This window comes from Microbacterium sp. 22303 (genome assembly GCF_052045265.1).
Taxonomy (GTDB): Bacteria; Actinomycetota; Actinomycetes; order Actinomycetales; family Microbacteriaceae; genus Microbacterium.
On record NZ_JBQEOQ010000002.1, the window covers coordinates 587390 to 601916 of the forward strand.

The window sequence follows — 14527 nt, forward strand, 5'->3', positions numbered from 1 at the left end:
GTCCACCGCCAGGGCATCTGCCCTGTCATCGACAGCGGACGCCCCCGAACGCAAGAGCCTCCCGACGACGGATCCGGCACAGGGTCCGCGGTCGTCGGGAGGCTCTTCGCCGTCTGCCGAGGCCACCGCCGGTTCTGCCGAGAGCGGCGCCCCGCGCGCAGCGGCGCCCGATGTCCGTGGCTGGTGGCACGATGAAGACATGTCCCTCGCCACCACGTCGGCCGCCATGGTCGGACGCGATGCCGAACTCGCGCTCCTCGACGACGCCCTGCGCCGTGCGGGTGCCGGCGAGTCGGCGTCCGTGCTCGTGGGCGGCGAGGCGGGAATCGGCAAGTCCCGGCTGACGGCCGAGTTCCGCCGTCGGGTGGCCGACGAGGCCACGGTGCTGACGGGCTGGTGCCTGGACTACGGGTCCACGCCGGCGCCCTTCGGCCCGCTTCCGGCGATCCTGCGCGGCGTGCTCGACGAGCTCGGCGATCGCGCCGACGAGGCCGCAGGCCCGGGCCGCGATGCCCTGCAGCTGCTGCTGCCCGAGCGTGCCGTCGGTCCAGTCGACCGCTCGGCGATCCGCCCGGAGGGACTGCGCGAGACGATCGCGAACCTGCTCGAGGCAGCCGCCGCCATTCGTCCCGTGGTGGTCGTGATCGAAGACCTGCACTGGGCCGACGCCGCGACCCTGTCGATGCTGTCCTTCCTGCTCCGCGCCCTCGCGGGCCGCCCCGTGCTGTTCCTGCTCACCTGCCGCATCGACGAGGTGCGCCGCGGCGGAGAGGTGCGCACGTTCCTCGCCGAGGCCGAACGCGCCCGCCTCCTGGATCGGGTCACCCTCGACCGCCTGGACGCGAACGCCGTGCGCGACCTCGTGCAACGTCTGCGCGGGCCGGTGGGCGACGTCGGCCTGGCCAAGCTCATGGAGCGCAGCGAGGGCGTGCCGTTCTTCGTCGAAGAGCTGCTCTGCAACGTGCAGGGCCCGATGCCGGACACCCTGCGGGACGTCCTTCTGGCCCGGTTCGACGCCCTCGGCGACGACGCCAAGCGCGTGGTGCGGGTCGCGTCGGGATCCGATGGGGCGATCGCGCACGACCTGCTCGCCACGCTCGCCGGCTTCGGTGATGAGCGGCTCGACGAGGCCGTCCGCGAGGCGATGGGTGCGGGCATCATCGGCGTCGCCGACCGGGAGAGCTACGGCTTCCGGCATGCGCTGCTGCGCGAGGCCGTGCACGACGATCTGCTGCCGGGCGAGCGCGCCCGTTTGCACTGGGCCTACGCCGACGCGCTGGAGGCGGCCGGCGCGGCTCCGTCGACACTCGCGTTCCACTGGCATCGTGCCCATGACTCTCCGCGCGCGCTCGCCGCAGCGGTGACCGCGATGCAGGAGGCGAAGAACAGCTATGCCTTTTCGACCGCGGCGCGGTTCGGGGAACTCGCCCTGGAGCTGTGGGAGCAGGTGCCGGACGCGGCGGAGGTCGCCGGCATCGAACGGATACCGCTGCTCGCCCAGGTCGGATCCATCCTGCGCAACGGCGGCGACGGGGAACGGGCGCTCGCCGTCGTCTCGCTCGCACTCGCCGAGATCGACCCTGCGCACGTCGACCGCTCCGTGCACGCGCGGCTGCTGCGAGACAAGGCGCTCTACCTGCAGAATCTCGGCCGCGGCGGATCCGTTGATCTGTTCCTGGAGGCGCTCGCGATCATCGAGTCCGAGCCGGGACAGGAGCGGCTGAGAGCCGCCCTGCTGGGCTATCTCGCGGGGCGCTACCTCATCGGAGCCCGGCTGGAGGAGGCGGTGGCGACCGCCGACGAGGCGTTCCGGATGGCGGAGTCGATCGGCTTCGACAACGTGATGTCCGTCGCCGCGAACCTGCGCGGCTGCAGCCGGATCCACCTCGGTCAGGTCGAGGCCGGCCTCGCCGACTTCCGCCTGTCGTGGGAGCATGCGGCCGATCACGACGCGCAGCTGCGCTACCGGGTCAACTACGCCGACAGCCTGAACATGCTCGGCCGTTTCCGCGAGGCCGTCGAGGTCGCCGAGGCCGGTGTGGCGCACTCCCGGACGCTCGGGGTCGAGCGGTCGACCGGCGCCATCCTCTCGCACAACATGGTCGAGCCCCTGCTCGAGCTCGGCGAGATCGACCGGGTGGAGGAGATCTCCGCACGAGAGCTCGCCGTGCGCACGCTGCAGGTCTTCCGGATGTATTCGACGATGTCGCGCATCAGGGCCCTGGTCTGGCGCGGCGAGATGGACGAGGCCGTCCGCGTGCTCGGCGAATGGCGCTCGATCGCCGAGGGCGTCGCCGCCGTCGAACGGCAGGTCTGGTACTCGCTGCACGATGTCGAGATCCTCATCGCCCTCGGACTCGGCGACTCGGTGCGCGCCGCCGCAGAACTGCGCACGGTCATCGAGGATCCGGGTCAGCGGCTCGCCCTGATGGGGCGGATCCTGCTCGAGGGCGGCCGGGTCGTCGCCGACCTCCGCGCGGACGGACACACCGCGCTCGCCGCATCGACGGCCGAGCTGGTGCGCGCACGCTGGCTGTCCCTGCCCGTCGAACTGCAGCACCCGCATTGGGCCGCCGTGCTCACCGCGCTGCTGGACGCGGATCCGGAACGGCTCGAAGCAGCGTTCCCCGTGGTCGACGGCGAGGACGTACCCGCTGTCTTCCGTCCGCTCGTCCGGCTGGAACGCGCCAGGGCGCTCGTGGCGGAGGGCGACAGAGCAGCCGCGGTCGACGTGGTGACCGAAGCCGCTGCGATCGCGGAGAGCCTGGGGCACGATCGGCTGCGCCGGCGCACCGCGGAATTCATGGAGGCGGCGGGGCTCAACCGCACCGCGGCGCGCGGCGCGCCTTCCGTGGAGAGCATCGAGCTCACGGCGCGCGAGCAGCAGGTGCTCGACCTCATCGCCGAGGGGCTCAGCAACCGGCAGATCGGCGAGCGGCTGTTCATCAGCGGAAAGACCGCGAGCGTGCACGTCTCCGCGATCCTGCGCAAGCTCGGCGTGTCCAGCCGCACCGAGGCCGCCGTCGCCCAGCGCGTCCGCTGAAGTCCGGCGTCCCGGCCGAGGGTCGGAAACGCCGACGCGGGGCCGCAGAACAGCGCACCGGTCGTAACCTGGGCGCGAAGGACGGATGATCGTCCAGCGATGGCATGAGCCCGCGAGGAAGGACCCGCATGGCCGAGAACGACGCTTCGAACGTGGACGAGGGCGGACGCACCGCTGCCGCGGAGGAGGTCTACGCGCGGCTGTTCGGGCCGCGAGACACGACCGCGCCGGGTGACGATCCGGAGCTGATGGGGATCCTGCGGGGGTTCATCTTCGGGGACGTGTTCGGCACCGGCGTCATCGACGACCGCGCTCGCGAGCTGATCACGGTCACCGTCCTGGCCTGTCTCCAGGCGCTGCCGCAGCTGAGGGCGCACGTGGGCGCGGCGTTGAACGTCGGAGTGGATCCGGTTCAGGTGCGGGAGGCGATCTATCAGCTGGCCCCGTTCATCGGCTTCCCGTACACGCTCAACGCCGTCGCCGTGGCCAACGACGTGTTCCGCGAGCGCGGGATACCGCTGCCGCTTCCGGATCAGGGGACGGTGGCCGACACCGACCGGACCGCGAAGGGCCGGGAGATCCAGGCACCGCTGTACGGCACGGAGATCGCTGACGACCTCGCCGATCTTCCTGCCCCCTTCGCGGAGGCGCTGCCGCGATTCCTGACCGAGTTCTGCTTCGGCGACTTCTACACGCGTGGCGGCCTGACGCTCGCGCAGCGGGAGTTGCTGGTGCTATGCGCGCTGACGACGATCGGCGACACGGCCGCGCAACTCGGCCCGCACGCGCGCGTCTGCCTCGAGGTCGGCAACTCCCAGGCCGAGGTCGTCGCCGCGCTCGTGCAGTGCTTCCCCTACATCGGCTTCCCTCGCACGGTCGCCGCCATTCGTGCGGTGAAGAGCCTCTGAGGAGGAGCGGTGGCGATGAGAACGAAGGTCGTACTGGTCACGGGAGCCTCCTCGGGGATCGGCGAGTCCGCCGCGCGTCACCTGAAGGAGGCGGGCTTCACCGTCTACGCCGCCGCGCGGCGCGTGGAGCGGATGGCAGGGCTGCGGGACGCGGGCGTGCACACCATCGCCCTGGACGTCACCGATGACAGGTCTGCGCAGGCCGCGGTCGCGCAGATCCTCGCCGAGCAGGGGCACATCGACGTGCTCGTGAACAACGCCGGCTACGGCTCGTACGGCGCGCTCGAGGACGTGCCGCTCACCGAGGCGCAGGCCCAGCTCGACGTGAACGTGCTGGGCCTGGCACGCATGGCGCAGTTGGTGCTGCCGCCGATGCGCGCGCAGCGCAGCGGGACGATCATCAACATCGCCTCGATGGGCGGGAACTTCACGACGCCCCTTGGTGCGTGGTACCACGCCAGCAAGTACGCGGTCGAGGCGCTCAGCGATGCGATGCGCATGGAGCTGGCACCCTTCGGCATCGACGTCGTCGTCATCGAGCCCGGATCCATCCGCACCGAGTGGGGTGGCATCGCCGCCGCGAAGGTGCTCGAGACGTCCGGCCGGGGTGCGTACCGGAAGCAGGCGGAGCAGGTGGCGGCAGTCCTCGGGCGCACTTCTGTACCCGGCGCCAGGATGACGTCGTCTGCGGACGTCGTCGCGCGGGCGATCACCAGGGCGGCGACTTCCCGCCGCCCTCGAGCCCGCTACCGCATCGGCTTCGGCGCGAAGCCTCTCTTCTTCCTGCACCGGATCCTGCCCGCCCGCGTGTTCGACCGGCTCATCCAGCGCGGCATGGGCATCGGCGGCTGACGACCAGGAATCCGCTCGCGGACACGGGCGACCGCGGGGCGGATGGCGTGGAACCGCCGTGCGCGGCGCAAGCTCCCGGTTCAGGCGGCCTCGGCCCGCCCTCGGCGCCAGTAGCCCATGAACGCGACCGAGCGGCGGTCGATGCCGAGGCCGCGCACCAGGTGCCGGCGCAGCGCCGTGATCGTCGACGCCTCCCCGGCCAGCCAGGCGTAGCAGGATCCGACGGTGTCCTCCGGAACTTCCCAGAGCACGTCGTCTTCGCTCGGATCCGCCAGTTCCGCTCCCGCGGCGGTCTCGAGCTCGGCGCCCGGCCCGACAGGCTCTGCGGTGTCGGCCGAGGCTGCAACGTCGGCGGTCGGCGTGCCCCCGGTGACCCGCGACTCGCCCCAGGCGTGCACGGCCGCGCTCAGGCGCAGCCCGTGCGCCGCGCTTCCGCGGGCCAGCCACCGGACCGCGACGCCGTCCGGGGCCGTGAGCGGCAGCGCGTCCGCCTCGGTGGGCACCTCGATGTAGACGGATCCGGTCACGTGTGCGGGCAGTGACTCGACGATCGCGCAGATCGCGGGCACCGCGGTCTCATCGCCCGCGATGAGCACGGAACCGGCATCGCCCGGGTTCCACTCCCGTCCGCCGGTCTCGTCGGCGCGCGCATCGGGGCCGATCACGACCAGCGGTTCCCCTGGCGCGGCGGCCGTGGCCCAGGCGGAAGCCGGGCCCTCGGTGCCGTGCAGCACGAAATCGACGTCGATCTCACGGGATTCCGGTCGCACCGCGCGGATCGTGTACGTGCGGATCGGATTGCGCTGCTCATCGGGGAGTTCTCGCCATCGGCGATACCACTCCATCATGCCGACCGACTCGTCGAACTGGCCGACGTCGGTGAAGGACCCGTCGGGCAGCGGCAGCACGAGCTTGATGCGCTGATCGAGCCCCGCCGTGCCGAAGTGCACGAGATCGGGGCCGGTCAGCGTCATCCGCAGGAAGCTCGGCGACAGCTGCTCGCGGCGGGCGACGGTGGTGCGATAGGTCCGGTACGGGTGATGTGACACGTTCATCAGGATAGGTTAGGCTCCCCTAACATGACGAATCGGAACTCCTCCGACGCCCTCCCGAAGGCCGGCCTCGAGGCAGAGGGCCTCGCGCTGCACTACGGCCGGACACCTGTCGTGCACGACGTCGCGCTGACGCTCCGACCCGGATCCGTCACGGCGCTCATCGGGCCGAACGGCAGCGGCAAGTCCACGGCGCTGCGGGCCATCGCGCGACTGCATCGGATCCAGGCCGGGTCGGTGCGCATCGACGCCGACGGCGCCCGCCGCGACGCCGCAGCGATGGACGCGAAGGAGTTCGCGCGCACCGTGGCGATGCTGTCGCAGTCGCGGCCGCATCCCTCCGGTCTGGAGGTGCGCGATGTCGTCGCTTTCGGGCGGCACCCGCATCGCGGCCGCTTCTCGGGCCTGCGCCACGAAGACCGCGCCGCCATCGACCGGGCGCTGGCGCTCACCGGTCTCGGCGCGATGGGCGCCCGTCCCGTGGACGAACTCTCTGGAGGGGAGCTGCAGCGCGTCTGGCTGGCCACCGCGCTCGCGCAGACCACGCCGATCCTGCTGCTCGACGAGCCCACCAACCATCTCGACCTGCGCTACCAGATCGAGACGCTCGACCTCATCCGCGACCTCGCCGACGCCGGCACCGCGCTGGGCGTCGTGCTGCACGACCTCGACCACGCCGCCGCGGTCGCCGACCGTGTCGTGCTGCTCCACGACGGCCGCGTGCGCGCCGATGGCACCCCCGCCGAGGTGCTCACCGGCGAGAACCTGTCGGCGGCCTACGGGCTGCGCATCGACACCGCGCTCGACGACGACGGCCGGGTGCGCGTGATCCCGCGCGGCCGGCACGACGCGCCGCGCTCCGCACGCGAGCCGCAGCTGGTCTGACCACCGGCCGTCGCGCGCCGATGCGCCCACGGCGCCCCATCGGCCCGACGGCCCCCGTGCGTGCGCCCGCGCTCGGCCGCCGCGACCGGATCCGCCAACCCCTGACCAAGCCTTCGAGCAACCCGACCGTCCCGACCCACCGACCACCCGACCCACTGACTCACCGACCCTGGAGAACCATGCGCAAGCCCCTCGCCGTCCTCTCACTGCTCGCCGCCAGCACCCTCGCCCTCGCCGGCTGCGGAACGACCTCCGTTGCGGCGCCCACCAGCAGCGCCGCACCCGCCACGAGCGCCGAGTGCGCCAAGGACTCCACGACCACCGCCACGGGGCCGGTCACTGTGACCGACGCCCTCGGCCGCACCGTGAAGCTCGACAAGCCCGCCGCGCGCGTCGCGGTGCTGGAGTGGCAGCAGGTCGAGGATGCGCTCACCCTGTGCGTGACGCCCGTGGCCGTGGCCGATGCGGCCGGCTACCGGCAGTGGGACAAGGCTGAGACGCTGCCCGAGGGCGTGAAGGACGTGGGAACCCGGCAGGAGCCGAACCTCGATGCGTTGTTCCAGGCCAAGCCGGACCTCGTCATCGTCGAGGCGCAGACCCGCGACGACGCGATCATCGGCCAGCTCGAGAAGTACGGCGTGCCCGTGCTCGTCACGATCGGCGCCGACGCGAAGGATCCGGTGAAGCAGCTGCTCGCGACCTTCGGCCTCATCGCGCAGGCCACCGGCCGCACCGAACGGGCCGAGGCCGTCACGACGGAGATGAAGAACCACCTCGCGGAGGCGAAGAAGACCCTGGCCGCGGCGAAGCCCTCCAGCACCGAGTTCGTGTACTTCGATGGCTGGGTCGACGGCGGCACCGTGTCGCTGCGCCCCTTCGGCACCGGCTCGCTGATCGGCGCGATCGGCGCCGAGCTGGGGCTCACGAACGTGTGGAAGGGCGAGACCGACCCCGCGTACGGGCTCGGCAGCACCGACATCGAGGGCATGACGACGGTCGGATCCGCGACGCTGCTGCACACCGGGACCGATGACCCCGACAGCGACAGCTTCATCACGGCGGCCCAGAAGAACCCGGCCTGGGCCTCGATCCCGGCGGTGAAGGAGAAGCGCATCCACGCGTTCCCGAGCGGCATCTGGACGTTCGGCGGACCGCGCTCGGCCGAGAAGATCGCCGACGCGTACGTCGCCGCGTTCGGCAAGTGAGCCGACGGCGGTGAGCTCGATGTGGGTGGACGAGCAGGATCCTGCGAGGCCGGTTGCGCGCGGGGCGGCGGAACCGACGGCCGAGGCGGGCACGGATGTGCGGGCGATGACCGGAGAAGCGGGCGCGAGCCCTGCGTCCGCCGTCCGCGCCCGCCTCGGCGCCGTCGGCGTGCTGGTCCTGCTCACCCTCGCCCTCGTCGCCGCTGCGGGCTGGCACCTCACCCAGGGCACGAGCGGTGCTGTCTGGGCGAACCCCGACATCCTGCTCGGTGCGCGCCTGCCGCGACTCGCCGCGGGAGTTGCCGTCGGCGTCGCGCTCGGCATGGCCGGCCTGCTCATGCAGTCGCTGGCGCGCAACGCCCTGGCCTCGCCCGACACGCTCGGCGTGACGGCGGGTTCGTATCTCGCCGTCACCGCGGTCGCCGCGTTCGGGATCTCGGTCCCGTTCTGGGCATCGGGGATCGTCGCGTTCGCCGGCGGACTCGTCGCGGCCGTGATCGTGCTGGGACTCGCGGGGGGCGCCGGATCCTCGACGACCCGGCTCGTGCTGGCCGGGTCCGCGCTGGCCCTCGCGTTCCAGGCCGCGACCTCGGCGCTGCTGATCCTGTTCAGCGAGCAGACCAAGGGGCTGCTCGCATGGGGGAGCGGCAGCCTCTCGCAGCTCGGGCTCGAGGCCTTCCTGCGCGCGGCGCCGGTCGTCGTGGTCGCCGGCCTGTTGGCGCTGCTCCTCGCCCGCCGCCTCGACGTGCTCGCCCTCGGCGACGATCTGGCCGCGTCCCTCGGCGTGCGGATCCGCTCCACGCGCATCCTCGGGATCCTGCTCTCGGTGCTGCTGACCGCGACCGCCGTCACCCTTGCCGGTCCGCTCGGCTTCGTCGGACTGTGCGCGCCCGTGCTCGCACGCCTGCTCGTGCGGATCGTGCCGGGTCTCGGCCGTCATGCCCTGCTGCTGCCCGCCTCCGGTCTCATCGGCGCGCTCGTGGTGATCCTCGCCGACGCCTTGCTGCGGCTGATCATCGGCGCCGAGGGTGCGATCGCGGTGCCCACGGGCGTGGCGACGACCGTGCTCGGATCCGTCGTGCTCGTGGTGATGGCGCGGCGGCTGCGCGACTCCGGACCCACGCGGCGGCCGCCGTCGATCCGGTTCGGCGTGCGAGGGCCGCTGCGCTTCCGGCTGGTGCTCGCGATCGCGGCCGTGCTGGTGGTCGCGGTCGTGATCGCCGGCCTGCTGCTGGGCGCGACGCCGCTGCTCACCGGCGACCTGCTGCTCTGGCTACAGGGGCAGGCCCCGCCGCAGATCGCGTTCGCGCTGGACGAGCGTGCGCCTCGGGTGATCGCCGCGGTCACGGCGGGGGCGGCCCTCGCGCTCGCCGGGTGCCTCACCCAGGCGGTGAGCCGCAACCCGCTCGCGGATCCGGCGCTCCTCGGCATCACCGGCGGCGCGGGGCTCGGCGCCGTGCTCGTGGTGACCAGCGCCGCGGCATCGACGTTCGGCATGCTCGTGGCGGCGGTGGTCGGCGCGATCACGGCGTTCGCCCTCGTCTACCTGCTGTCCTGGCGCGGCGGGCTCAGCGCGGACCGGTTCATCCTCATCGGGATCGGCGTCTCGTCGGCCGCGGTCGCGCTCACCTCGTTCGTGCTGCTGCGCGCAAGTCCCTTCGACACTCCGAAGATCTACACCTGGCTGAGCGGCACGACGTACGGCCGGATCTGGGAGCAGGTCGTGCCACTGGCCGTGGTGCTGCTGATCGCGCTGCCCGTGGTGCTGCTGCGCGGCCGGGAGCTGGATCTGCTCGCCCTCGACGAGGACACCCCGCGCGCGCTGGGCGTGAAGCTCGAGCGGTCGCGTCTGCTGATCCTCGCGGTGGCCGCGCTGCTCGCCGCATTCAGCGTGGTGGCCGTCGGCGTGATCGGCTTCGTCGGGCTGGTCGCCCCGCACGCCGCGCGGGCCCTGGTCGGGGCACGGCATTCGCGCGTGGTGCCCGTCGCGGTGCTGATCGGGGCGGTGCTCGTGGGGCTTGCGGACGCCGTGGGGCGCACGGTGATCGCGCCCGCGCAGCTGCCCGCAGGACTCGTGGTCGCCGTGCTCGGCGCGCCGTACTTCGTCTGGCTGCTCTGGCGCTCCCGCGACGTGTGAGCCGGCGATCGTCGGGTGCGCTCGGCGGTGCCGGTGCTCGCTCCGGAACCGGGGGAGGCTCACCTCCGCTCAGGACCCGGGGGAGGTTCGCCTCCGCTCAGGACCCGGGGGAGGTTCGCCTCCGCTCAGGTCGCAGAAACTGCTCCGATGGAGGCCCCTTCACAGCAGATAGTGCGACCTGAGCGGCGGTAGTGCGACCTGAGCGGCGGGAGTGCGACCTGAGCAGCGGGAGTGCGACCTGACCGGGTGGGAGTGCGACCTGAGGGGGCGGCACGACCTGACCGGGCGGCACGACGCTGCGGCTCAGCCCGCGGCGTCGGCCTCGAGCACCGCCATCGCGGCGTTGTGGCCGCCGATGCCCGAGACGGCGCCGCCGCGGACCGCGCCGGATCCGCACAACAGCACGTCCGGGAAGCGGGTCGCGACGCCCCAGCGCTGGGCGGGGGTGTCGAGCTCGGCGCCGTCCTCAGCCCAGGGCCAGGACAGCGGCCCGTGGAAGATGTTGCCTCCCGGCATCGCGAGCGCCTCCTCCAGGTCGCGCGTCGTCTTGACCTCGATGCACGGCGCCCCCGCCGCATCGACGGCGAGGACGTCCTCGATCGGCTCCGCGAGGACCGAGTTCAGTGAGGCGAGCACGGCGGTCCGGATCCGGTCGCGCAGTTCGTCGTTGCCGATCCGGTCGACGAGGCGGTCGGGCACGTGCAGGCCGAACAGGGTGAGAGTCTGGGCGGGGGTGTCGCGGAGCGATTCGCCCAGGATCGTCCGGTCGCTCAGCGTGTGGCAGTAGATCTCGCACGGCATCGGATCCGGCAGCTCGCCCGCCTCCGCGCGCTCGAAGGCGGCCCGCAGCTGCACGCCGAGCTCGTTGATGTGGAAGGTGCCTGCGAACGCCGCCTCGGGCGCGACGGTCTCGTCGCGGAGTCTCGGCAGCCGGGTGAGGAACAGGTTCACCTTCGCCTGTGCGCCCTCGGGACGGACCGCGGCGGCGCCATCCGCGACGCCGGACGTGTCAGACGGCCCGGCGTCGCCGAGCAGCCGCTCGAGCACCGCGGGCGCGACGTTCGACAGGATCGTCCGCGCGGTGACCGTGCGGTCCTCCCCGCCGTGGCGGTACTGCACCGTGGCCACGTCCGTCGCCGCGTCCGTGGCCGTGCCCGCGAAGGCGCCGGCACCGGCCGGGGTCACCGACAGCACCTCGGCCTCGGTGAGCACGGTCGCGCCGGCGACCGAGGCCGCTCGGGCGATCTCGCCCGAGACCGCTCCCATGCCGCCGACCGGCACGTCCCAGTCGCCGGTGCCGCCGCCGATCACGTGGTACAGGAAGCAGCGGTTCGCGTCGAGCGCCGGATCGTCGAGGCTGGTGAACGTCCCGATCAGCCCGTCTGTCGCGACGACGCCGCGCACCAGGTCGCTGCGGAACCGCGCGTCGATCGTGTCGCCGAGCGGACGCTCGATGAACGCGTCCCACACCTCGTCCTCGCCGAGACGTGCCTTCGCCTCGGCACGTGTCGGCAGCGGCTCGGTCAGGGTCGGGAACAGCGCCTCCGCGATCCGCCGTTGCTCGTCGTAGAGCTCGTCCCAGGCCGCCACATCCTCGGGACCGACCCCGGCCCGCGCGAAATCGGCGCGGGCGCCCTCGGCATCGGCCGCGCGGTCGACGAGCAGGCCGCGGGTCGGGTCGAGCGGATCCGGAGTGTACGACGAGTACCGGCGGCGGACGAGGCTGATGTCCAGCCCGAGGTCGTCGATGATCCGCTGCGGCAGCAGGCTGACCAGGTACGCGTAGCGGGACAGTCGGGCGTCGACGCCCTCGAACGCCTGGGCGGACACCGCCGCACCGCCGACATGGTCGTCGCGTTCGAGCACGAGCACGCTGCGGCCTGCCTTGGCGAGATATGCCGCGGCGGTCAGTCCGTTGTGGCCCGCTCCGACGATGACGGCGTCGTAGTCGGGGGTCTTCTCATCAGGCATCCAGATCCTCGTTCGTCGCGCGCTGATTCTCGGATCCGGTTCACTCCGTCGTGGCTGCACCGGGCACGGCGACGACGGGGACCGGCGCATAGCGGATGATCTTGGCCGCACTCGATCCCAGGAACACGCGGGCGATCGGGTGCGTCGATGAGGAGCCGATGGCGAGGATGTCGCCCTCCTCCCAGTCGAGCCGACGGATCGCGCGGGCCCAGTCGGATCCCTCGGCGATGGTGAACACGAGCGTGTCGTCGTCGAAGCCCTGCGAGCGCAGGAACCCCTCCGCCTCGTGCTGCGCGTTGCCCGCCTGCATCCGCCACAGATCGATCACCTGGGTCTCGGCGTGCCCCATCCGCGACGTGACGGGACGGCGGGGCGGAGCGACGACGAAGGTCACGACGCGCAGCCGCGCCCCCGTGCGCCGACAGATCTCCGCGACGCCGGTGAGCAGCGACCAGCTCGCGTCGTCGTCGCGGAACGCCACCGTGACGCGGGTCACGCCGCTGTCGGTGCGGTAGCCCCGGGGCGCGATGGCCACGGGGACCGGCGACGAGTGCACGAGCCGGTCCGTCTTCGAACTGAGCCTGATGCGGCCGGGCTCGGCGTCCCCGCTCGAGCCGACCACGAGCATCCGCGCCTCATGCTCCAGCGCCTGCTCGACGAGGGCCTGCGGCACCGAGCGCCCGCTCACCCAGACCGCCGTGCCGTCGACGCCGGGGTGCTGGGCCAGGTCGGCGCGCGCTTCCTCGGCGGTGATCTCGCCCTCGCTCGCCGCCCAGTCCTCGAACTCCCGGTCCGTGCCGCCGGCGAGCGGGGTGCCCCAGCCCTGCGGGACGACGGACACGGCGCGGACCGGCTGGGGCTCGGAGCGGGCGAACTGGCAGGCGAGTTCGATGGCGGAACGGTCGTTGTTGTGGGGGCCGTAGCCGACGAGGTACATCACTTGGCCTGGTCTTCGAGCTCGGGATGGATGGGTTCGGAGATCTCCTCGTCGGACGTGTAGGTGTTCAGCGTCGCCCTGCGACGCCCGTAGGCGACGTAGAACAGGAACACGATCACGAGCCAGCTCACGCAGATGATCCAGGTGATGGGCTGCAGCTGGGTCAGCACATACACGCACACCAGGACGGTGAGGATCGGCACGACCCACGGGCCGAACGGGACCTTGTACGGCCGCTCGATCTCGGGGTGGGTGCGGCGCAGGACCATCAGGGAGATCGCGACGATGCTGAACGCGACCAGCGTTCCGAAGGAGACGCTGTCCCACAGGTAGTCCGCCGGCACGAACCCGGCGACGAGGGCGACGATGATCGACACCGTGAGGGTGTTGAAGACGGGGGTGCCGAACCTCGGGCTGACGCGCTCGAACTTCTTCGAGACCATGCCGTCACGCGAGATCGAGAACAGGATGCGGGTCTGCCCGTAGAGGGTGACCAGGGTCACCGAGAACACGGAGATCACCGCACCCGCGGACAGGACGATCGGCCAGACCGGGCTCCCGGTCACATGCAGCAGGATCTTCGCCAGGCCCGCTTCACCGGCCTCCTTCGTCGCGAACCAGCTGGCGGGCTCGGCGGCGAGGCCCGCGACGGAGACCAGGACGTAGATCACGGTGACGATCAGCAGCGCGCCGATGATCGCGCGGGGGATCGCCTTCTGCGGGTTGCGCACCTCCTCAGACGCGGTGGCGACCGCATCGAGTCCGATGTACGAGAAGAAGATCACGCCCGCCGCACCGCTGATCCCGGACGCCTGCCCGAAGAAGTTCGCGAAGTGGTCGGCGTTGAACGCCGTGAACGCGAGCACCACGAACAGCAGCAGCACGCCGAGCTTGACGCACACCATGATCGCGTTCACGGTCGCGGACTCCGACGCGCCGCGGATCAGCAGCAGCATGCACAGACCGATCAGCACCACGGCGGGCAGGTTGATGAACCCGCCGTTCGGGGATCCGTCCGGGTTCGGGATGAACGTCAGCGACAGCGCCGTCGGCAGCTCGAAGTGGAACAGCTGCAGCAGCAGCTCGTTGAAGTACCCGCTCCATCCGACGGCGACGGCCGAGACGGCGAGGCCGTACTCGAGCAGCACCGCGCCGCCGACCAGGACCGCCGGCCCCTCGCCCAGCGCGTGATACGTGTACGAGTAGCTCGACCCGCTGACGGGGATCGCCGACGCGAGCTCGGCGTAGCACAGCGCCGACAGCCCCGCGGCGACCGCCGCGAGCAGGAAGGAGAGGATGACCGCCGGTCCCGCCAGGGGGACCGCGCTGCTGAGGACGAAGAAGACACCGGTGCCGACGGTGGCGCCGACGCCGAACATCATCAGCTGGAACGTCCCCAGATTGCGGGACAGCTCCTCGCCCTGATGGTGCCGGCGCTGAAAGATGATCGGCTTGCGACGCACGAGCTGTCGGCCGAAAGACGTCGGGGTGTGATTGCTGGACATGTGGCTCCCAAAGGCCGGTGGCGGGCGTCTTC

General features: G+C 71.9%; 10 protein-coding genes. 6 read left to right on the forward strand and 4 right to left on the reverse strand.

The window, feature by feature from the left end; genetic code table 11:
• Positions 1–199 precede the first annotated feature (199 nt).
• The 3 genes from ACTJI8_RS08490 (at position 200) to ACTJI8_RS08500 (ending at position 4803) form a co-directional block, all read left to right on the forward strand.
• Positions 200–3043, forward strand: a complete 2844-nt coding sequence (locus tag ACTJI8_RS08490) for a helix-turn-helix transcriptional regulator (RefSeq protein ID WP_440732986.1) — start codon at positions 200–202, stop codon at positions 3041–3043.
• Positions 3044–3171: 128 nt separating this feature from the next.
• Positions 3172–3951: a carboxymuconolactone decarboxylase family protein gene (locus tag ACTJI8_RS08495; RefSeq protein ID WP_440732987.1), complete on the forward strand. Its 780-nt coding sequence runs from the start codon at positions 3172–3174 to the stop codon at positions 3949–3951.
• A 15-nt stretch (positions 3952–3966) separates the two neighbouring features.
• A complete protein-coding gene (locus tag ACTJI8_RS08500; protein ID WP_440732988.1) occupies positions 3967–4803 on the forward strand; it encodes an oxidoreductase in 837 nt (278 codons plus the stop codon).
• A gap of 80 nt (positions 4804–4883) precedes the next feature.
• Here ACTJI8_RS08500 and ACTJI8_RS08505 read toward each other — a convergent pair whose 3' ends face one another.
• Positions 4884–5858 carry a siderophore-interacting protein gene (locus tag ACTJI8_RS08505; protein WP_440732989.1) on the reverse strand — a complete coding sequence of 325 codons (975 nt, stop codon included), beginning with the start codon at positions 5856–5858 and terminating at the stop codon, positions 4884–4886.
• 24 nt (positions 5859–5882) lie between these two features.
• Between ACTJI8_RS08505 and ACTJI8_RS08510 the strand changes: the two genes are divergently transcribed.
• The 3 genes from ACTJI8_RS08510 (at position 5883) to ACTJI8_RS08520 (ending at position 10082) form a co-directional block, all read left to right on the forward strand.
• On the forward strand, positions 5883–6740 hold the full coding sequence (locus ACTJI8_RS08510) for an ABC transporter ATP-binding protein (RefSeq protein WP_440732990.1): 858 nt from the start codon (positions 5883–5885) through the stop codon (positions 6738–6740).
• 179 nt (positions 6741–6919) lie between these two features.
• Complete coding sequence (locus tag ACTJI8_RS08515; RefSeq protein ID WP_440732991.1) at positions 6920–7945, forward strand: ABC transporter substrate-binding protein; 1026 nt, start codon at positions 6920–6922, stop codon at positions 7943–7945.
• A 106-nt stretch (positions 7946–8051) separates the two neighbouring features.
• A complete protein-coding gene (locus ACTJI8_RS08520) occupies positions 8052–10082 on the forward strand; it encodes an iron ABC transporter permease (protein ID WP_440732992.1) in 2031 nt (676 codons plus the stop codon).
• 303 nt (positions 10083–10385) lie between these two features.
• Here the strand turns inward: ACTJI8_RS08520 and ACTJI8_RS08525 are convergent, their stop codons facing one another.
• The 3 genes from ACTJI8_RS08525 to ACTJI8_RS08535 are packed head-to-tail and all read right to left on the reverse strand — an operon-like array spanning position 10386 to position 14495.
• Positions 10386–12053, reverse strand: a complete 1668-nt coding sequence (locus ACTJI8_RS08525) for a phytoene desaturase family protein (RefSeq protein ID WP_440732993.1) — start codon at positions 12051–12053, stop codon at positions 10386–10388.
• Between the two features lie 40 nt (positions 12054–12093).
• Positions 12094–12990: a universal stress protein gene (locus tag ACTJI8_RS08530; protein ID WP_440733207.1), complete on the reverse strand. Its 897-nt coding sequence runs from the start codon at positions 12988–12990 to the stop codon at positions 12094–12096.
• Positions 12990–14495, reverse strand: coding sequence for an APC family permease (locus ACTJI8_RS08535; protein ID WP_440732994.1), 1506 nt, complete (start codon positions 14493–14495; stop codon positions 12990–12992). Before ACTJI8_RS08535 ends, ACTJI8_RS08530 begins: the two co-directional genes overlap by 1 nt.
• Positions 14496–14527: the final 32 nt, after the last annotated feature.